Annotated in this window: 15 protein-coding genes and 1 pseudogene; 11 read left to right on the plus strand and 5 right to left on the minus strand. The window is 41.4% G+C overall.

The annotated features are described in order from the left end of the window. Positions 1 to 483 (minus strand): pentapeptide repeat-containing protein (locus tag DP114_RS17955; protein ID WP_172195241.1); only part of this gene is annotated, 483 nt, incomplete at its 3' end. 1,302 nt (positions 484 to 1,785) lie between these two features. Here DP114_RS17955 and mnmE point away from each other — a divergent pair. The 5 genes and pseudogenes from mnmE to DP114_RS17980 all read left to right on the plus strand — a co-directional run bounded on the left by mnmE (position 1,786) and on the right by DP114_RS17980 (position 6,447). Then, entirely contained in the window at positions 1,786 to 3,168 is a 1,383-nt protein-coding gene (gene mnmE / locus DP114_RS17960) for a tRNA uridine-5-carboxymethylaminomethyl(34) synthesis GTPase MnmE (RefSeq protein ID WP_171976732.1), read from the plus strand. Between the two features lie 200 nt (positions 3,169 to 3,368). Beyond that, on the plus strand, positions 3,369 to 4,427 hold the full coding sequence (locus DP114_RS17965) for a lipase family protein (RefSeq protein WP_171976733.1): 1,059 nt from the start codon (positions 3,369 to 3,371) through the stop codon (positions 4,425 to 4,427). Positions 4,428 to 4,538: 111 nt separating this feature from the next. After that, positions 4,539 to 4,667: pseudogene (locus tag DP114_RS17970) on the plus strand (cell-cell signaling protein); the annotation flags it as partial. A gap of 399 nt (positions 4,668 to 5,066) precedes the next feature. Further along, positions 5,067 to 5,990 (plus strand): hypothetical protein, encoded by a 924-nt coding sequence (locus tag DP114_RS17975; RefSeq protein ID WP_169263377.1) that lies wholly within the window; start codon positions 5,067 to 5,069, stop codon positions 5,988 to 5,990. Continuing rightward, positions 5,968 to 6,447 carry a hypothetical protein gene (locus DP114_RS17980; RefSeq protein WP_169263378.1) on the plus strand — a complete coding sequence of 160 codons (480 nt, stop codon included), beginning with the start codon at positions 5,968 to 5,970 and terminating at the stop codon, positions 6,445 to 6,447. Before DP114_RS17975 ends, DP114_RS17980 begins: the two co-directional genes overlap by 23 nt. A gap of 118 nt (positions 6,448 to 6,565) precedes the next feature. Here DP114_RS17980 and DP114_RS36070 read toward each other — a convergent pair whose 3' ends face one another. Continuing rightward, on the minus strand, positions 6,566 to 6,730 hold the full coding sequence (locus DP114_RS36070; protein WP_318284123.1) for a hypothetical protein: 165 nt from the start codon (positions 6,728 to 6,730) through the stop codon (positions 6,566 to 6,568). 192 nt (positions 6,731 to 6,922) lie between these two features. On the opposite strand from DP114_RS36070, the gene DP114_RS17990 reads away from it, so the two are divergent. After that, positions 6,923 to 7,693 carry an SDR family NAD(P)-dependent oxidoreductase gene (locus DP114_RS17990; protein ID WP_171976734.1) on the plus strand — a complete coding sequence of 257 codons (771 nt, stop codon included), beginning with the start codon at positions 6,923 to 6,925 and terminating at the stop codon, positions 7,691 to 7,693. Between the two features lie 412 nt (positions 7,694 to 8,105). Then, a complete protein-coding gene (locus DP114_RS17995) occupies positions 8,106 to 9,701 on the plus strand; it encodes an alkaline phosphatase D family protein (RefSeq protein ID WP_171976735.1) in 1,596 nt (531 codons plus the stop codon). Positions 9,702 to 10,018: 317 nt separating this feature from the next. Here DP114_RS17995 and DP114_RS18000 read toward each other — a convergent pair whose 3' ends face one another. Both DP114_RS18000 and DP114_RS18005 read right to left on the minus strand, forming a co-directional pair. Continuing rightward, the gene (locus DP114_RS18000) at positions 10,019 to 10,543 is read right to left on the minus strand and encodes a DUF937 domain-containing protein (protein WP_169263381.1); all 525 of its coding nucleotides are present in this window, start codon (positions 10,541 to 10,543) and stop codon (positions 10,019 to 10,021) included. A 201-nt stretch (positions 10,544 to 10,744) separates the two neighbouring features. Then, positions 10,745 to 12,424 (minus strand): sensor histidine kinase, encoded by a 1,680-nt coding sequence (locus DP114_RS18005; RefSeq protein WP_246162573.1) that lies wholly within the window; start codon positions 12,422 to 12,424, stop codon positions 10,745 to 10,747. Between the two features lie 463 nt (positions 12,425 to 12,887). Here DP114_RS18005 and DP114_RS18010 point away from each other — a divergent pair, with 463 nt between their 5' ends. Both DP114_RS18010 and DP114_RS18015 read left to right on the plus strand, forming a co-directional pair. Next, on the plus strand, positions 12,888 to 14,447 hold the full coding sequence (locus DP114_RS18010; protein ID WP_171976736.1) for a YcjF family protein: 1,560 nt from the start codon (positions 12,888 to 12,890) through the stop codon (positions 14,445 to 14,447). A 287-nt stretch (positions 14,448 to 14,734) separates the two neighbouring features. Beyond that, the gene (locus tag DP114_RS18015; RefSeq protein ID WP_169263383.1) at positions 14,735 to 16,549 is read left to right on the plus strand and encodes a serine/threonine-protein kinase; all 1,815 of its coding nucleotides are present in this window, start codon (positions 14,735 to 14,737) and stop codon (positions 16,547 to 16,549) included. A 44-nt stretch (positions 16,550 to 16,593) separates the two neighbouring features. On the opposite strand, the gene DP114_RS18020 is transcribed toward DP114_RS18015, so the two are convergent. Beyond that, positions 16,594 to 18,705: a tetratricopeptide repeat protein gene (locus DP114_RS18020; RefSeq protein ID WP_169263384.1), complete on the minus strand. Its 2,112-nt coding sequence runs from the start codon at positions 18,703 to 18,705 to the stop codon at positions 16,594 to 16,596. Between the two features lie 120 nt (positions 18,706 to 18,825). Here DP114_RS18020 and DP114_RS18025 point away from each other — a divergent pair, with 120 nt between their 5' ends. Continuing rightward, positions 18,826 to 19,533 carry a rhomboid family intramembrane serine protease gene (locus tag DP114_RS18025; RefSeq protein ID WP_169263385.1) on the plus strand — a complete coding sequence of 236 codons (708 nt, stop codon included), beginning with the start codon at positions 18,826 to 18,828 and terminating at the stop codon, positions 19,531 to 19,533. Between the two features lie 166 nt (positions 19,534 to 19,699). Beyond that, on the plus strand, positions 19,700 to 20,401 hold the full coding sequence (locus DP114_RS18030) for a GntR family transcriptional regulator (RefSeq protein ID WP_169263386.1): 702 nt from the start codon (positions 19,700 to 19,702) through the stop codon (positions 20,399 to 20,401). Positions 20,402 to 20,413 lie beyond the last annotated feature (12 nt).

Here is a 20,413-nt window from a genome sequence, read left to right on the forward strand (position 1 = left end):
GGCTGCGGCTGCGGCTGCGGCTGCGGCTGCGGCTACGGCTCCGGCGCCGACCACGGCGAAGACTACGGCGAAGGCTACGGCGAAGGCTACGGCGAAGGCGAAGCCCGCTTGTATTCCTTGGCGAATTGTGACGAGAAAGAATATAACAATAATAACAATAGCACCCAAGCCCGCGATATGATAACTTATTTGGTTTAAATGGTTCTTACTTGAGTCAAATAGTAGGATCGCCACAATAACGCCAGCAAAACTAGAGAAAAATCCTGATATTCCCGACAACAACCACGAAACAACAACCAGGAAAATAGCCCAACGCTTTTGCAGTCCCGCTTTGGCATGACTGAAGTTAGCACCTGTGAGGTTGGCACCGCTAAAATCGGCGCTTCGGATATCTGCACCGCTAAAGTTCGCCCCTATCAAGTCTGTACGATTTTTGAATGATCGCCCTCTAAGATTTTGCCCTGAGTAATCTTGTGGTGGCATAAATCACGCATTGATAAAGTGCTGTTAGAATATGATACAAATCTCGCACCTTATTTTTCGGGTTTTTTAGGTAATTATACAATCTTTTTCTGGTGTTGCACAAAGAGGGGATGAAGCAATACAGTTCGGTTAAGATCAGAACGCCTGCGGCGACAGAGTTAAAAAGGGGGTTGAGGGGATTATATCAAGTTTGCCTGGTTGCTTATAAATCTCGCACCAACCTCACCCCGGCTTTGGCTTACGCCAAAACCGCCCCTCTCCTTAGTAAGGAGAGGGGATGTGATAGCGGAGCGTGGCGTTAACAATTGCATAATTTTATTTAAATCATTTGCTTTTTTATATACACATTGTTCAAAACCTCACCCTCGCTTGAATCAACGCTAAAATCTTTCCCTCTCCTTAATAAGGAGAGGGATGCCCGATAGGGCAGGGTGAGGTTTTGCTGGGTTGGGGGGATATTTCTATCAGGTTAGGTGAAACCGTGTACACACATCTGGTTCAAAACCTCACCCTCGCTTGAATCGGCGCTAAAATCTTTCCCTCTCCTTAATAAGGAGAGGGATGCCCGATAGGGCAGGGTGAGGTTTTGCTGGGTTGGGGGGATATTTCTATCAGGTTAGGTGAAACCGTGTACACACATCTGGTTCAAAACCTCACCCTCGCTTGAATCGGCGCTAAAATCTTTCCCTCTCCTTAATAAGGAGAGGGATGCCCGATAGGGCAGGGTGAGGTTTTGCTGGGTTGGGGGGATATTTCTATCAGGTTAGGTGAAACCGTGTACACACATCTGGTTCAAAACCTCACCCTCGCTTGAATCGGCGCTAAAATCTTTCCCTCTCCTTAATAAGGAGAGGGATGCCCGATAGGGCAGGGTGAGGTTTTGCTGGGTTGGGGGGATATTTCTATCAGGTTAGGTGAAACCGTGTACACACATCTGGTTCAAAACCTCACCCTCGCTTGAATCGGCGCTAAAATCTTTCCCTCTCCTTAATAAGGAGAGGGATGCCCGATAGGGCAGGGTGAGGTTTTGCTGGGTTGGGGGGATATTTCTATCAGGTTAGGTGAAACCGTGTACACACATCTGGTTCAAAACCTCACCCTCGCTTGAATCGGCGCTAAAATCTTTCCCTCTCCTTAATAAGGAGAGGGATGCCCGATAGGGCAGGGTGAGGTTTTGCTGGGTTGGGGGTTCAGCCACCCCTCCTTATAAAATTGAAGGTAAACAGCAAGCGTATCATACGAAGTCTCTACAATCGAGAAGAGATTCCAAATAAATTCTATGTCTTGGTTAAAAGGGCGCAAATGTCAGAAATTTTTGCTACTACTGGAACCATTGCCGCGATCGCCACTGCTGTTGTTCCCCAGCAGGGTAGTGTTGGCATTGTCCGCGTTTCTGGTTCACAAGCAATCCACATCGCCCAAACTCTTTTCTGTGCACCAGGGCATCAAGTATGGGAAAGTCACCGCATTCTTTATGGTTACATCCGGCATCCCCAAACGCAGCAATTGGTGGATGAAGCACTTTTGCTGATTATGAAAGCACCCCGTTCCTACACCCGTGAAGATGTGGTGGAATTCCAGTGTCATGGGGGAATTATGGTGGTGCAAGAAGTTTTGCAACTGTGTTTGGAAAATGGTGCAAGACTCGCACAACCAGGAGAATTTACTTTGCGGGCGTTTTTGAATGGACGACTAGATTTAACTCAAGCAGAAAGTATAGCGGATTTGGTAGGAGCGCGATCGCCTCAAGCTGCACAAACAGCACTCGCTGGTTTACAAGGGAAATTAGCTTCTCCTATTCGTCAGCTACGGGCGATCGCCTTAGATATCTTGGCAGAAATTGAAGCGAGGATAGATTTTGAGGAAGACTTAGCTCCGCTGGATGATAAAGTGATCATATCAGAAATTGAGAGAGTCTCAGCAGAAATTTCCCAGATTCTTGCAACTGCGGATAAAGGGGAACTGCTGCGGACAGGTTTAAAAGTGGCGATCGTTGGGCGTCCGAATGTCGGAAAATCAAGTTTGTTGAATGCTTGGAGTAGAAGCGATAGAGCCATTGTCACCGATTTGCCTGGGACAACCCGCGATGTGGTGGAATCGCAGTTAGTTGTCGGCGGAATTCCCGTGCAGGTATTGGATACGGCAGGAATTCGGGAAACACAAGACCAAGTAGAAAAGATAGGGGTTGAGCGATCGCGCCGTGCAGCTAGTGCAGCCGACTTAGTGCTTTTGACCATTGACGCCACAGCAGGTTGGACAGCACTAGACCAAGAAATCTACTCTCAAGTGCAACATCGTCCCTTAATTTTGGTGATTAATAAAGTTGACTTAGCATCTCCAGAAAAGGTGCAATATCCAACAAGTATCAACCATATTGTCCAAACAGCCGCTGCTCAAAACCAAGGTATTGATGCTCTAGAAACTGCAATCTTAGAACAAGTCAAATCAGGCAAAGTGCAAGCCGCAGACTTAGATTTAGCAATTAACCAAAGACAAGCAGCCGCATTGATAAAAGCAAAAACATCCCTAGAACAAGTACAGCTAACAATTGCCCAGCAGTTACCTCTTGATTTCTGGACAATTGACTTACGAGACGCGATTCATGCTTTAGGGGAAATAACAGGCGAAGAAGTGACGGAATCTGTTCTAGACCGGATTTTTAGTAAGTTTTGTATTGGTAAGTAATATCATGTTCGAATGAACACTTATAAAAAACGAAGAACCTCACCCCGCCCTCCGGGCACCCCTCTCCTTAGTAAGGAGAGGGGAAGGGGGTGAGGTCTTTTTATTGTAAGTAATTAGGCAAACATGATATCACTAAAATCCTATAAGTTGAGCGTATAGGGGAATACTAATTTAAACGCAACTCATTACAAGGATTTGTCATGTTTAATAAATTGAAACAACTCATCACCAATCAGCAAAACGTGATGGAGACATTGCAGGATGAGCCTTTTTACTTTCAGCCACAAGCAGTTGGCTATCACCCAAATAATGCCTACACTTTGGGACTGATTTCTTCCTTAGCTTATAAAAATGGGACACAACTAAATCCAAACCTTCAAAAAGATGTACCAGGTTGGATTTCAAAATTTCATGTTGCAGATCTGGCTCTAGATAAAACAAAGCTAAATTGGTTTGACAGTGATACTTGGAGTTTAACAGATACCCAAGCGATCGTACTAGAAAATCAAGAGGTAGTGATTATTGGTTTTCGCGGTTCTCAAGAAAGGATAGATTGGCTAACAGATTCCCAAATCATACAGCGTACTAAAGGACCTGGAGGTTACGGCGTACATTTTGGAATATATTACGCTCTGATGTCAATTTGGGATAAGATAGAGCCTTACATTAAAAATAAAGGAGACAAAACTCTGTGGTTTACAGGACATAGTTTAGGAGCTGGTTTAGCAGTCATGGCTACTGCTCATTGTCTGTTTGAACTCAACATTGTCCCTAATGGGTTATATAACTATGGACAACCTAAAGTTGGTAGTGAGGACTTTGTTGAAGCTTTTAACAAGAGGTTTGTAAGCCAGACATTTCGTTTTGCTAATAATAATGATATTGTGCCTTTTCTTCCTCTGAGTCAATCGGATATTTCTGTTAAAATCCCCAATATTGTTAAATATCTGCCCCGCTCTCATAAGCTAAATATAGTTAATGTCCACACAATGGTTGACTATTACCACGTTGGACATTTGAAGTATTTTGACAAAGATGGTGTTCTTCATGACGAGGGTTTAGGTATTGCCGATAAATGGCTTGATAGGATAGCTGGACATTTAGATAGTTTGTTAAAAATAGCCCCAGGTTCTTTGACAACTGGAGGTCTATTTGATCGCGCTGACCTTTTGGGCGATCATATGATGAAGCAATATATTGTCAATTTGAAAAAACATAGAGAGGAGTGGGAAGTGAATAATAAATCTGTCTCTAGTTAGTCACGGAATAACTCAAGTTGTGGGTTGGGGTGTCCTGTTGTGATTTAGTTACCCAACCTTCATGATTCCTAATATTAAAAAGATTGATATTTTCTTAATTAAAGCAAACAAATGTCTTTTCTCGAAGAACTTAACAACGCTAACGCATTCATCATAGGAGCAAGCCAAGGCATTGGTTTAGGTTTTGTGCAAAAATTACTGCAAGATGACAGGTTTGCCAAAATCTATGCGACAATAAGAACGAACAATTAAAAGACTGGCTGCAAAAGCGGAAAAAGCGATACGCCCTTGGCGTCTGCGCTCGTCGCTTCGTCTGCAACGCGCCCACAACATTACCTTCAATTATTCGGTAAAAGCGAATTTACCGTGTGTTGACTCAGCCAGTCCCGCGATATTCTTTTTATCCAGGATGCATAAGTCTGGTCTGATGGCTTCACTCTATCAATTTGCCCTACCAGTTCCTTGTCTAAAACTACACATATCCTTACCTTGTTGTCTAGATATTTCCTTTGGTATTGATCAATTTTATCCTTGTGCGTCTTTTGCCAAACTTTTTGTGATGGATGTTTTGGCATATTTTCCGTAATTTACTTTTTCAAAAATGTACTCTACATAGAGTACATTTTTGGGAGAGGATTAGTGTCAACTCTGAATCAAGTTGATTATTTGTTTTCAAACCGTCGTCCATTCTGCAAAAAGGTGGTTCGTCTTTTTTGTGAACAAGGGGGTGAAAATCCTCAAATCGTGTTGGAAGATATTGCGGCGATATTGAAAGGGACAGACTCCGAAAATGAAGAAGCGATCGCCCTTATTGAAGAAAAGTTACGAGAAGCCCAAATTACACCAGCAGTATATGAAAGCTTGCGCTTAGTAGACCCAAACGAGTTTGAAGAGTTTTATCTACAGAGTGATGAAGTCGCAGATCCAGCAATTTATGGGACGCTTGGGAAGTGGTGGAATAAGCTTCGTTATGCCATCGAAAAGAATGTCGCTCACCTTGGCGAATCAGTAATCGAGCTTTCTACCTGGGAAGAGTTGCAACCAAAAGCCAGAAGTGTTTTTGGATCAGAGTATAACAAGGAGATCACTATAAGAGAATGGGCTGCTAAACTTTTCAAACTGGACGTTCCCTGGATCTTAACTGTTATCACAACAGATTCTGGGAATGCTGCTTCCTACACTACTACTATTAACATGGACAGAGAGCCTGAGAAAAAAGGCACTAAGGAATACAACAATCAGATCAATATTCACACACCGCAAAACTTGATACCAGTTACAACGCGAGTCAAAGGATTGTTGGAGCGACCAAAAGCTTTTGTCGAAAAAGCTCGGGATAATAAAAAAATTCAATCAGCTATTCAAAATGATGAAGAGTTAGTTAGACATCAAAAATCTCTTGGCAGAAGTACCGAGCAGATCATCCAAGACGTTTGGGGAATGACTCCACAGTCTCACCTAGTTGATTGGGACGAAGAGGTTACTAACTACCAGTATGAAATTCTGTCTACTTTTGTAAACAGTGTAAGGTTGAAAAACGGTGACGTTAGAACAAGCAATTGAATTTCTAAAATTCAGAGGATTTGACCCTAAAGAAAGACCAATTGGAGATGATCCCAGCGTGGCTGTCTACCTCACGCATAAGGTTATTTTCAATTTGCGAAATCACAAAAACAAGCATGGAGTTTTGTATGGGAATGTTTTTAGAAATGGCAATTATCAAGTCGAGTGGCGAGAGTTAGACGAAACATCCCTACCTGCTACATTAGACTACTGCTTGAAGCTTTACGCCCCCACAGTTATAGAGCAAGTTACTCCTCCCGAGACTCCTATAGAAATAGAGCAAGTTACTCAATCTAACGCATCCAACATATCTAAGCAAAAAAGAGGCATTGTTTGGTTATGGGGAGGCGCGATCGCCGTTTTATTCTTAGGAGTGTCAACCTTTTACATTACTGCGATCAGACCCCAGTCAAGTCCCCAACAGTGTACCACATCTAATATCGAATTGAACCGTTAAGTTAATAACAACTAAAATAAAGAGCCTTGACAGTCTTAAAACCGCAAAGGCTCTTTGTTTTACTAACATTAATCGTTTAATTTGTCTGCGTTTCTCTGTGTGCATCTGGGGTTTAAAGTCATCCGTTGCTATCATGCCATAACTTTTCTAGACCTTGGCGGATAGCATTATCCATATCCTCAAGACTCTTGGGCTTGCCTTGATATTTTAAGCAATCTCCGACATCATCTAATTTAATTTTTGGAAAAACTTTTTTTGGCTTGAGAAGAATTCCATCACCCATATCAATAGCGATGAGTTCTTGACCAACTTTTTAGTGATGAGCTTCCCGCTAAGATTCAGGAACACGTACTTGTTCTTCACTGGATAATTTTGTGATTTCCATGCGGTTCAACAGCAAAGAAATAAAAATGATGTGAAAATTATAGCATGAAAATGATTTATATTGATTTACAAAGTTTGTGAATATAAACAAATGTCTTTTCTCCAAGAACTTAACAACGCTAACGCATTCATCATAGGAGCAAGCCAAGGCATTGGTTTAGGTTTTGTGCAAAAATTACTGCAAGATGACAGGTTTGCCAAAATCTATGCGACTTATCGTCAGCCAGAATCCGCTGTTGATTTATTAACTCTTGAAGGCGAATATCCAGACAAATTAACTTGTCTGTCGATGGATATTACTGATGAGTCGCAGATTATTGATGTTGTTCAAAAGATAAGTGCAGCAGTTAACAAGTTGCATTTAGTTGTTAACTGTGTGGGATTGCTGCATGAGGGTGCTTTGCAACCAGAAAAAAGTTTAAAACGTATCAATTCAGAGTCTTTGATCCGCTACTTCCAAGTCAACAGTATTGGGGCTATCCTGCTTGCCAAACACCTGTTACCTTTATTCCGTCATCATGAGCGCAGTGTTTTCGCCAGTATTTCTGCTAAGGTAGGTAGTATTGGTGATAACCAACTAGGAGGATGGTATGGGTATCGAGCCTCCAAAGCTGCACTCAATATGTTAATGCGAACAGCGGCTATTGAGTATAGAAGAACGAGTCCCAAGACTGTGATAGTTATGTTACATCCTGGGACAACTGATACACGCCTTTCTCGTCCATTTCAGGCAAATGTACCTCCTGAAAAATTGTTTTCAGTGGAACGCACAGTTAATCAATTATTCGCTGTCATCGAACAGCTTCAGGATGGGGATAGCGGGCAATTTTTTTCCTGGGATGGTAGCCGCTTACCTTGGTGAAAAAAGTGAAAATAAAAGAGTTTTTTTCTAAAGCTTATCAAGATATTAGGTTAAATTTCTAGGCAAATCAGGTTAAGAAACGGTTATAAATTTTGGCATTGACGAAGTGCTGTCAATCGAATTATTGTGAGTATCAAGCAATTCCATTTGATATGAATGGGGACACATTAATGATAACTTAATAAGTTATTAATCTGGTTTAAGGTATTACCTGATATTTGTTCTTGAGATTGATGCTTGTTTTCATTTTTTCGCTTTCAGTTAAATTTTAAAGTCTACGCTAAATAAAGTTTATAGGATTGGAGGGCAAAGCGCGTAGACGTTAGATATAACTCGTAAAATGTCTTTGCTGTAATACATTACTTGATGTTCATTCAATTCCAAATAGCAACTTTAACCAATTCTTAATTTTATGAAATTTAATTCTTCACTCAAGCTCAACCGTCGCCAGTTCTTGCTAACTTCAGCGATCACCAGTGGTGGAATTATTGCGACAAACGTTTTCTCAAAATCAACAGGTTTTGCTCAAGCACCTGCTATCATCACACCTGAGAAAGCACGTCCCTCCATACCCTATGGAGTGGCTAGTGGTGACATCAATGGGAATAGAGCTGTTGTTTGGAGTCGGAGCGATCGCCCAGCCCGAATGATTGTAGAATATGCAACTGATGAATCTTTCCGTGGCGCACAGCGTGTTGTTGGACCAACTGCAATAGATGCCAGCGACTATACAGCACGGGTTTATCTCAAAGATTTACCATCAGATCAGCAAATATTCTACCGGGTGACTTTCCGGGATTTATCTGATACAAAAATTTCCAGCGCCCCTGTCCAGGGTACTTTCCGAACTCCTGCTGCATATCGGCAAAATGTATTCTTTGCTTGGTCAGGGGATACTGCTGGTCAAGGATGGGGTATTAATCCAGATTTTGGTGGAATGAAGATTTACGAGACTATGCGGAGTCTCAAGCCAGACTTTTTCATTCATTCTGGTGATAATATCTATGCCGATGGTCCGATTCAAGCGGAAGTCAAGCTAGATAACGGTAGTATCTGGAAAAATATCACCACACCAGAAAAATCAAAAGTTGCTGAAACCCTAGCAGAATTTCGTGGTAACTATATATATAACTTATTGGATGAAAACGTCCGTCGCTTTAATGCTGAAGTACCCATACTAGCGCAATGGGACGATCATGAGGTCACAAACAACTGGTATCCAGGCGAGATACTTGATGATAGTCGCTACACAGTCAAGGACGTATCCTTGTTAGCACAGCGAGGAAATCAAGCATTTTTAGAATACGTACCAATTCAGATCAATGCTGATGATCCAACCAGAATTTACCGTTCTTTTAAGCATGGTCCTAACTTAGAAATTTTCATGCTAGATGAACGCAGTTACCGGGGGCCAAACACAACCAATCGTCAGACAGAACAAAGTGCAGAAACGGCATTTTTAGGCAATGCACAGGTGCGTTGGTTGAAAAACCAATTGCGGAAATCAACAGCAACATGGAAAGTCATTGCAAGTGACATGCCTATTGGACTAGTCGTTCCAGATGGTCCCACCAACTTTGAAAACTTAGCGAACTCAGATGGTCCAGCCTTGGGACGGGAACTAGAACTTGCTGATTTACTACGGTTCATCAAAGAAAAGAATATCAAGAATGTTGTCTGGTTAACTGCTGACGTACATTACTGCGCCGCACACTATTACGACCCCAACAAAGCACAGTTTCAAGACTTCAAACCCTTCTGGGAGTTTGTCGCAGGTCCTCTCAACTCTGGTACGTTTGGACCAAACAAACTCGACAATACCTTTGGTCCAGAGGTGAAGTTCCTAGGTATACCTGAAGATTTGAAAGCAAATCGACCTCCAAGTGAGGGTTTCCAATTCTTTGGTACTGTCAAAATTGATGGTTATACAGAGGTGATGAGAGTTGCATTGGTGAACTTGGAAGGTAAAACTCTCTACAGTGTAGACTTACCACCAGAAAAAGACTAAACATCCTGTGTAGGGGAGCCAGTGCTGCAGGAGGGGAGCCAGTGCGTTGCGGAGAGCAGCGCCTTACGGTGAGACCAGCGCTGCAGGAGGGTTTCCCGACCTAGGCGACTGGCGAACCCGGAGGGGGGTTCCCCCCGTTGTGGCGACTGCGGGGGGTTCCCCCCGTTGTAGCACCTGGCGTTTTCCCGACCTAGGCATCTGGTGAGACCAGCGCTGCAGGAGGGTTTCCCGACCTAGGCGACTGGCGAACCCGAAGGGCGTTGGGCATTACTCATACCTACCCTACTTATTAGCAATGAGAAATTCGCATTTCTCTATTACCTACCCAGATACCGGCTAGCCATTTGCATGATATCAGAAATATCAACATCGCCATCGCCGTCTGCATCGAGAAAAGAATTCAGTACTGGATTTCCTCCTGCTTGAGAATTTTGAGAACTTGCGCCAGTTCTTAATACATTCAGAATCAAAGGAACCACACTTGGTAGTAATTGTTGAACCACTCCTGCATTCAACCCTGTGCGCTGGGCAACAGTATTAGCCAACTGCTGCTGCACAAAAGGAGCAAAAAGAGAGTTAACAGCTTGGGGATTAGGGGAAGTATCGCCAAACTGATTTACGACCTCTTGCGCTGCTTCCGGACCTTCTGTATCTCGTTTCTGTTGTAAAGCTGAACGTACCTGACCACCAACAATACCCAAAACGGATTGCATTGTGGAGGGGTCTGTACCAGCATTATTGCTTAATTGCTGTACGGTGTTGAGGATATTCCCAATCTGACCCATATTCCCTTGCTGACTAGAATTCCCAATTGCACCGATAATTTGGTCAAAAAGTCCCATGAGCTTTTTCTCCCTGTGTACTCATCCTTACAAAACCAAATTCTGACACACCAGCGACGACTTGTTCCGAAGTATTTAGTAAAAAATAAGGTTTTTCTATAGGAATCCGGTTTAATTTAGTGAATAGACAAAGTGGAGGTAGGGAACGCTTAACAGAAAGTGTACCTAGCTTCGTCAAAAATCAAAGATGAGTCCTATATCTCAAGCTTGTAAGCCCAATAGCGGTGGTGAACTTCTATCAATAGGTAGAGAAATAGTGAACTCTGTACCTTTGTCCAACTCAGACTTGAAAGTTATTTCGCCAAGATGCTTTTCAACAATAATCTGATAGCTAATTGATAAACCCAATCCAGTACCAAGACCTCGCGGTTTGGTCGTAAAAAACATTTCAAAAATTTTATCTTGGTTTTGGGGTGCAATACCTGAGCCATTGTCTGCAATTGTTATCTTCACCCAATTATTGTCCTGGCGTTCGGTATTTATCGTAATTGTAGGAGAAAACTCCGAACCCAGAGCAGACTTTTCCTCTACAGCATCAATCCCATTACTCAAGAGATTCATGAACACCTGATACAGTAGTCCTGTATAGCCTGGAATGGGTGGAATATCACCGTAGTGACACATAACACTGATACCGGTTTTTAAGCGGTTTTGTAGAATTAACAGCGTACTGTTGATACATACGTGTATGTCAACTAGCTGAACTTCTCTTTCATCCAGACGGCAAAAGTCTTTCAAGCTTCGGGAAATTTCGTGGATACGTTCAGCCCCAAATTCTACTGAATTTAGGAGTTTTGGCAAGTCAGCTTTGAGAAATTCTAAATCTATGTCCTCTGCTAATACTTCTACGGCGGTGGGGGAGTTAGGAACTTCAACTTCGTATGTTTGCAGTAGGGCTAAGAGATCATCAACGTAGTTTTTCGCGTGTACAAGGTTACCAGAAATAAAATTCACAGGATTGACGATTTCATGAGCGACACCAGCCAACATTTTGCCCAAACTGCTCATTTTCTCGCTATGAATTAGTCGCGCTTGAGTTTCGGCTTTTTGTTCTTCTAAAAGTTGCTTGACTTGTTGGATAAGTTGGTTGACAGAGGTGGCTAACTCGCCGATTTCATCTTTTGTTGTCACAGGCGCTTGTAGATCAAAATTGGCATCTTGGGTAACGCGTTGAGCAATGTCTGTTACTGCTTTCAGGGGACGAGCGATCGCACGACTTGTATATAAGGCAAAAATGGTCGCCAGTACTGTTGACAGCAACATACTACAGATAATAATTAGCCCTTTTAGTACATAAGTATCATTTGAAACGACATCAGCTTTGTCCTCACGCTGGCGAACTAATATGGCAAAGTTGTTTAATTCGTGGGTAAATTGATAAAACTTCAGTGTTGCTTTAATTTGATTAAATTCCCAGATAAGTTCCCTTGCTTTTGAAACTTTCTGTGAATTGGGGCTAAGGGAGGAAATTTGCTGTAGCAGGACTCGCAGTTGCCGAATATACTCTGTTAGTACGCTGTCATACTTATTGAGCAAAGCTTGCAAATCCCCTTGCGAGTTAGTTTTGCTAAATTCTCCCAACTCATTCAATAACGTTTCAGTTTCCTTAAGACATACTTCAATCTGATAATGTTTCTGTTGTACAGCTTTTTGCTCTAACAAAAATACTTGTTCTTGCTGATTAGTGTCGATTTCCAACAACAATATTTGCAACTTATTCAATAAAGATTCTTCCTGGTCTGCCATTATCATCTGTTGTCTAGCATGTTGGAAGTAGCGATCGCCTATCACCAACCCCACCGTTGTTCCCACAACAGCAATCCCAAAGGAAATAACATACCCACAGATAATTTTTTGTCGAATACTAAGTTGGTGGAACACTCGTTATATCCCAGTCAGAGTCAAACAGTGAACAGTGAACAGTGAACAAAAGAAACAGATCCGTATTTTCTCTTGGTAACTGCGGGTACTTGGTAACTGATAAAACTTTCCAAGTTATACCAATTTGAAAAAAGAATGCGACAGATACACACTTGCAAACCCTTGTGATGTCTGGCTTTTTTCATTTTGCGAAAAGTTTTGCGCCGGGAAACCCGGACGCGCAAACTTTTCAAGACGAATTTTGAATTTTGAATTGGTATTATGGTGGTACTTGCTGCTTAAGTTTTACAAATAAAGCTTGTTCTGAATAAAAAATGAATTATATCAAATTTTTGTACGCTAAATTTTATACAAGCTCGGTTTTGAGTTCAACAAAATAACTTTGTTCACACTGTGGCGAAAAACACTGAAACCATTAACATGAGAAGCATCTGGCTACTTATCCACGCTTTTCTTACCAACCATGCCTCTGTCACGTATTATCACGCTGATCGTTGGTCTCATTGTCATTCTCGGACTGAGTCTGTGGCTGATTGATTCTTTCAGTCGGCTTTATTGGCAATTTTCCTATTCTGCGCCATTGCTGGGTAATTTGCTGTTGTTTTTGCTGATTCTCCTGATCGGAGCCTTAATCGCGGCGTTTATCTATTCTGTGTTCGTGATTCGGCGAGGCGAGAATCAACGGCGTCAGCGCAAACAACGCCCAAGTGTAGAAGTTCCTGCTGCGAAATCTGAGGCTGCGTCTTCTACTTTAGAAGCTGTCAAGCAACAAGTTGCGCAAATTCAAGATGAAGTGACACGCCAAGCTTTACTGAGTAAGTCGCGGGAGATTGAGACTTATTTGGCTCGCGGTGAGATTCAAGTTGTCGTGTTTGGAACTGGGAGTGCTGGTAAAACCTCCCTGGTGAATGCGGTGATGGGACGTGTGGTTGGTAAGGTTGATGCAGCAATGGGAACGACTCAGGTTGGAGAAACTTATTGTCTGAGGTTGAAGGGATTAGAACGCAGGATTTTAATTACGGATACACCAGGTATCTTAGAAGCAGGGGTGGCGGGAACCGAAAGGGAACAACTGGCGCGAGAGGTGGCGACAGAAGCAAATTTACTGTTGTTTGTGGTGGATAATGACATACGGATGTCCGAATTTGAGCCGTTACGAGCATTGGCTCAAATTGGTAAACGATCTGTGCTTGTCCTCAATAAAAGCGATTTGTATACAGACGAGGACAAAGAAGCGATTTTGGCGAGGTTGCGTCAACAAGTGCGGGGATTTATTGCACCGAGTGATGTGGTGGCGATCGCCGCAAATCCCCAATCTGCAGAACTAGAAAATGGGGGAATTTTCCAACCTGAGCCTGATATCTTACCTTTAGTCCGGCGAATGGCAGCGATTTTACGGGCAGAGGGTGAAGACTTAGTAGCAGATAACATCCTATTACAATCCGTACGACTGGGAGAATCAGCGCGGAAACTCATCGATACTCAGCGTCGTCGTCAAGCTGACAAAATTGTGGATCGGTTTCAGTGGATTGGTGCTGGTGTGGTTTCGGTGACGCCTCTACCAGTGGTTGATTTGCTAGCAACAGCAGCTGTCAATGCTCAAATGGTGGTGGAAATTGGCAGAGTTTACGGCTGTGAGTTGAATATGGAGAATGCAAAGGAATTGGCGCTGTCTTTGGCAAAAACTCTTGCTAGTTTGGGGATAGTCAAGGGAGCATTACAGTTACTTACTACCGCCTTGCAGCTTAATGTCGCCACTTTTATTGTTGGTAGAGCAATTCAAGGCGTGACAGCCGCTTATTTGACGCGAATTGCTGGGAAGAGTTTTATTGAGTATTTTCGCCAGGATCAAGATTGGGGTGACGGGGGAATCACCGAAGTTGTGCAGCGACAGTTTCAACTCAATCGCCGCGATGAATTTATTAAGATTTTTATTCAACAGGCAATACAACGAATCGTCCAGCCATTGCAAGGAAGTTCTCAAGTAGATGAAGAGGAACTTGACAATAAATCTTTACAGTAGGAATACTGCTTAGACCAGATACATTAACTGGCACACACTGCAGATTAGTAATATTGCCAGTGCTTGACAGCAGTGGCGCTATTTCATATTTTAGGATAATCTAAATTATTATGTTTTTTAAATAACTAAAAAAAAAATGAAATAAGTAGCAATACGTAGAAAAAGAAAACTCTTATTTAACCACTCAGGGCTATATTCAGTGCTCCTTTCATTTAATTGAATCAGGGTTCCGGAAATAAGAGGCAATTTTAGAAAACCTATATAAGCAGTGACTAAGTAACTAGCTAATGACTAACCACATGATCGGTAAAGTACTACAAGGACGTTACCAAGTCGTCCAAGCCCTGGGTGCAGGGGTGTTTGGCGAAACATACATCGCTGTAGACATTGAGAATTTAGAGAATCCCAAATATGTTATTAAACAGCTCAAGGTTATCAGTTCCCAACCAAGCTACTTACAAACTCTGAGGTTAAGATTTATTACAGAAACTGAAACACTGAGACAATTGGGACACCATAAGCAAATTCCTCAATTGATATCGTGCTTTGAAGAACATGAGCGATTCTACTTAGTGCAAGAGTTTGTAGAAGGACACGCACTCACAGCGGAACTTCCCATCAATCTCAATTTGGGTCATTTCTGGAGTGAAAGTGAGGTTATCAACTTTTTACAAGATGTTCTGTCGATTTTAGACTTTGTTCACTCTCAAGGTGTTATTCACTGTGATATAAAGCCAGAAAACTTAATCAGACGTGCTTGTGATAACAAGTTAGTTCTGATTGATTTTGGTTCAATTCAATCAATCGATTTTGAAATCATTGATGAGATATTACCTTTAGATAGCATTCCCGTCAGTTCACTGGGTTATATACCACCAGAGCAATTTATTGGTCTAACACAACCTAATAGCGATATTTATTCTTTAGGAATGATTGCCATTCAGGCTTTGACCGGGGTGACACCGCTGCAACTGAAAGTAGATCCCCAAACTAATGAGATTCTGTGGCGTTCTGCAAGCACACCAGTTAGCGATTATTTGGCTGCGATTATCACCCAAATGACTCGTTACAACTACGAAGAGCGATTCCAATCAGCCCGTGTTGCATTACGGGCGCTTCAGCAAATGCCGTTTGAAACTCAATACTCGTACATTGTAGATGTCGATTTTACCGTTTCTGAAGAGGACTGTGAAAAAAATCAGCCAGAAAGTAAGTTAAATACTAACCCTAAACATTCAATATCTCTAAATTCCTCTCCACTCTTGACAGGAATGAAAGTGGGGTTGGTTGCTAATTCTTTGGTCATGGGATTTGGAACTTACTTTATCATACATAACACTCCAACCTATTCAGAAAAAGAAGCACTATATAAAGCAACTGAAGAATATCAATCAGGAGATTTGGACGGAGCAATTGCTCTAGCCAAATCAATTCCCTCGAATAGTAATGTCTATCCTGACGCACAAGCCAGTATTGAAGAATGGCAAAAGCAATGGCAGAATGCTACTCAACAATACCAAGCCGCAGAAAAAGCCTTTCAAGAGAATCGTTGGTCAGATGTATTGCGTGCAACCTCTCAACTTCCTGATATCTTATATTGGCAAACAAAAACAGATAAATTAGTTCAACAAGCACAAGTCAATATTGAGGCACAAACTCAGGATTTATTAACCAAGGCTTATGAAAAAGCATCATTAAAAGATTTCAGCAGCGCTTTAGATTATCTGAGTCAAATTCCGGAAGAAAGCTCCGCAGGGGCAATAGTTCAACAAAAGTTGGCTGAGTATAACCACAAAAAGAGTGTTAGAGCAGCTTACTTCTTACAGAAAGCTTACAACAAAGCAGCAGAGGGAGATTTCAAAAGTGCTGTTCAATTTCTCCAACAGGTTCCCAAAGATACTCCTGTATATGCTACAGCTCAAGTGAAACTTGTTGAATATACTCAAAAACAACAGATTGTGCAAGCTAAAAATCAAAAAATAGCTTCATCAAAAGCAGCAGCTTTTACAAATATGAAAAAACCATTGAGCAGCAGCAATTCTGCTAGGAATTTAGAATCTTTTGACCTAAGTCACCAAATGGAAGAGGTGAATATAAGATAAGTCTTGGCTCAAAAGTCAAGAAGAAAGAATTAAAAAACTTTCGGCTATGGATTTTTCAAGATAGACTCAGGACTTGGAACGAGAACCTGTGGTACCTGTTGTTGTGCTTGATTGCGGGCGTTTATTGCTGGTTGATAATCTGGCTTTAGTTTAATAACCTGATCGTATGAAGCTATGGCTTCTTTATAACGTTTCAGATTATACAGGGCATTACCCTTGCTATACCAAATATCGTAATTTTTAGAATCGTAATTAATTGCTTTATTATAAGATGAAATTGCCTGTTGGTATTTATTTAAATTGTAGAGTGAATTTCCTAGGCTATACCAGACTTGATAATTTCTACGGTCTAATTCAATTGCCTTACTATAAGATGAAACTGCTTCTTCATAGCGTTTCATTTGATGTAGTGACCATCCACTACCATACCACGCTTGATAATTTCTACGATTAGATTTAATGACTTGCTGAAAAGATTCAAGCGCTTCTGGATAACGTTGCAATTTGATAAGTATATTACCTCTAGATAACCAAGCTTGGTAGAAACTAGGTTTATATTGGACTGCTTTTTCATACGCTGCAACTGCATCTTGATAGCGTTGCAAATTAACTAAAACGTTGCCTCTGTTATACCAAGCTCTTTCATAGTCTTGTTTGAACTCAAGTACTTTATCATAAGCTGTTATTGCCTCATCGTAACGTTTTAAATTTTGTAGCAACAATGCTTTATTGTACCACGCTTCATAATATTCTTTATTCAATTCAATGGCTTTCTCATAAGATTTCAGTGCTTGGTCATACTCATTTAATTTAGCTAAAGCTTCTCCCTTTGCATTCCAGACTTCCGGAGAGTTTTTTTGCAAAAGCAATGTTTTTTCAAAAGAGGCGATCGCTTCTTGGTATCTTTGCAACTTATTCAATGCAAATCCACGTCCACTCCAAGCTTCTAAATAATCTGGTTCTATTTGAATTGCTTTGTCATAAGCTGCAAGTGCGTCTTGAAATTTTTTCAATTCATACAAAGTTTTACCTTGTCCATTCCATCCTTGAGCGTAATCTGGTCTGATGTTAACCGCTTTTGCATATGTTGATAAAGCATCTTGATAACGCTGTAACTCATATAGGGTATTGGCTTGCTTATACAATTCAGTAGCATTCACAGAATTGATCGCATGAGCAATATATATAGATGCTCCTACACCTATCCCAATTAAACCTATGCCCACTAAAATCTTTTTTATGTCCTTTTTTTTAGGTGGATTAATTTTCTGTAAATTTTTCTTTATATTATGCTTTGGTATACCAAAACTCAATGTCATCATCTGAGATTTTGAGTTTTTTAAATCCTTCAAACCTTGTAGGGCAAGTTTTGCAGAAGAATAACGTTCCCGGAAGTCATAACATACCATTTTATTTAAAACTTTGGCAAAATCCTGACTGACCGAGGTGTGTTTTTGCCATACAATCTCACCAGTTTCTGTATCTTTTTCTAGTTCTTCAGGAGATAATCCCGTGAGTGCTTCTATGCCAAGTATCCCTAAAGCATAGATATCACTAGTGAATTTTGGATTTCCCAGTGCTTGTTCGCTGGGAGTATACCCTGGAGTACCGATCGCAACGGTAAATTTGGTTTTTCCACTAGGAACAATGACTTGGGTAGTGATTTGTTTGACAGCGCCAAAGTCAATCAAAATTAACTTGTCATCCAGCTTGCGTCTGATGATGTTTCGTGGGTTGATGTCACGGTGAATAACTTGCTGCTGATGGACAAAATCTAAAATCTCTAAAATCTCTTCTAAAAGACAAATAACTTGGTCTTGATTTAGGGGTTTTCCTGGTATGATTTCTTGGCTGAGGTCATGACCTTCTATGAATTCCTGTACGAGATAGAATTCTTGTTTCTCCTCAAAGTAAGCTAGAAGTTGAGGAATGCGGTCATAAATGCCTAATTTATACAGAACTTTCGCTTCTGTATCAAATAAGCGTCTGGCTGTTTGCAAAGTATCAGGGTCACTAGCTTGGGGCTTGAGTTTTTTGACGACACATTGAGGAGAACCAGGTAATTGAGTATCACAAGCAACAAAAGTTTCACCAAATCCCCCTCCTCCCAAGTGACTAATAATTTGGTATCGTCCAACAAGTATGGTTCCCAACATTTGGTTAGCCTAGTTTCATGTAGTACAGTCTGATTCCAATCTTGCCACAGCTTCTGTTAAGGGTCGATAAGGGGATAAGCCAGATAAAGAGAATAACTATGTAACTGATGACTTATTGATATGATTCCTATTAGCGATCGCATTTACTTTTTCAAACGGAGAAAGCCAATAATTATTTACTGTCTTATTGGCATTAACATTGGTCTATTTTTATGGGAACTGACACTTGAGCTTGGTGGTACATTGGGCATTTTTGTCAATGGCTGGGGCGTCGTTCCCGCACAAATCAGTGCAGCTTTTGCAAATGCACTTGCTGGAAACCCAGCTGCTTGGATAGTTGTGCTCAAGAGTTTGACTTCACTGCTTGTAGGAATGTTCCTTCATGGCAGTTTTAGCCAAATTTTAGGGAATTTGATATTTTTGTGGGTTTTTGGTAAAACGATTGAAAGCATTCTGGGATACGGACGATTTTTAGTATTTTACTTAGTTTCTGGCATTCTTACCGGATTCATCCAAATTCTAGCTGAACCGAGTTTGGCTGTGCCATTGATTGGAGCAAATGGGGCGATTACAGCTATTTTAGGAGCTTATGTCTTTAAGTTCGCTAAAGCAAAAATTGACACTATTCTGCCCCTTTTGATTGTGTTTCTTCCCATACAAGTACCAGCTTATTTCTATTTATTTTGGTGGTTTGTGCAGCAGATTTCTTACGGAATTGGGAGTTTGAATATTCCTGGTGGCGTTAACCCCATAAGTGTTGGTTATTTGGCGCAATTTTCGGGCTTATTTATTGGTGTGGCTTTTATCAAGCTACTACAGAGATTTTAGTGACAAGGACTTCCACAAAATAAGCTTAATTTCAGTTGTAGATTGTCGATTGTTGACAATCTACAATTTGACGTTTAGAGTCAAAGTATGAATAGTTTGCAATCAAACCACAAGTTGCAGATTTGTAACTGTGGCTCAACTTGTTCGTATATTTACGACAATCACAATGAAACAGAACCAACCCAAGCCTGTTGTCATACCTCGAAGCTTAGATGTTCAAGCAGCTGATGTCATTCGAGAACAAATTCTCAATGGTACACTTGCACCGGGTAGTCGTTTGCTAGAAATCAACCTGGCAAAGGAATTTAATCTAAGTCGTGCAACTATACGCTCAGCATTGCAACAGTTAACCTATGAAGGCTTGGTTATACAGCTCCCCTACAAAGGTTGTACTGTTTCGGGATTGAGTTCCCAGGATGCTTGGGAGCTTTATACGCTACGGAGTGCACTTGAGAGTTTGGCGGCGAGACTCGCAGCTGCTGCAATCACACCGAGTCAGGCAAAACAACTCAATGCTGCCTTGCAGCAATTAGTCAAAGCAGCCCAGAAAAACAGTTGGAACGAAGTGGCTGATGGAGACTTTGCTCTACATAAAACAATTATTCAACTTGCTGGTCATCGGCGGTTACAGGAGCAGTACAAGATTGTTGAACAGCAAATCCGTCTTTACATCATTTCCTGCAATGCGCTGCACCCAGATTTAGATGACATCATAGAGCAGCACCGGGAATTGGTAAATGCAATTTGCTCAGGCGATGCGTCAAGAGCAGAGCTAATCGCCCGAAATCACAATACAGATGGTAAAGCACTCGTCGAACACCTGCAAGAAATAGAAAAACAAAATTCAGCTGACAAAGCATTGAGCTAGGGAGCATAAACC

This window comes from Brasilonema sennae CENA114 (assembly GCF_006968745.1).
GTDB classification, from domain to species: Bacteria; Cyanobacteriota; Cyanobacteriia; order Cyanobacteriales; family Nostocaceae; genus Brasilonema; species Brasilonema sennae.

Excerpts from the sequence above, each read along its gene's own strand:
- DP114_RS18025 (WP_169263385.1), top strand. The coding sequence starts at position 18,826 with ATGATTCCTATTAGCGATCGCATTTACTTTTTCAAACGGAGAAAGCCA.
- DP114_RS18000 (WP_169263381.1), bottom strand. The coding sequence starts at position 10,543 with ATGGGACTTTTTGACCAAATTATCGGTGCAATTGGGAATTCTAGTCAG.
- DP114_RS18015 (WP_169263383.1), top strand. The coding sequence starts at position 14,735 with ATGACTAACCACATGATCGGTAAAGTACTACAAGGACGTTACCAAGTC.
- mnmE (WP_171976732.1), top strand. The coding sequence starts at position 1,786 with ATGTCAGAAATTTTTGCTACTACTGGAACCATTGCCGCGATCGCCACT.
- DP114_RS17990 (WP_171976734.1), top strand. The coding sequence starts at position 6,923 with ATGTCTTTTCTCCAAGAACTTAACAACGCTAACGCATTCATCATAGGA.
- DP114_RS18020 (WP_169263384.1), bottom strand. The coding sequence starts at position 18,705 with ATGTTGGGAACCATACTTGTTGGACGATACCAAATTATTAGTCACTTG.
- DP114_RS17965 (WP_171976733.1), top strand. The coding sequence starts at position 3,369 with ATGTTTAATAAATTGAAACAACTCATCACCAATCAGCAAAACGTGATG.
- DP114_RS17995 (WP_171976735.1), top strand. The coding sequence starts at position 8,106 with ATGAAATTTAATTCTTCACTCAAGCTCAACCGTCGCCAGTTCTTGCTA.
- DP114_RS18030 (WP_169263386.1), top strand. The coding sequence starts at position 19,700 with ATGAAACAGAACCAACCCAAGCCTGTTGTCATACCTCGAAGCTTAGAT.
- DP114_RS18010 (WP_171976736.1), top strand. The coding sequence starts at position 12,888 with ATGCCTCTGTCACGTATTATCACGCTGATCGTTGGTCTCATTGTCATT.
- DP114_RS36070 (WP_318284123.1), bottom strand. The coding sequence starts at position 6,730 with ATGGGTGATGGAATTCTTCTCAAGCCAAAAAAAGTTTTTCCAAAAATT.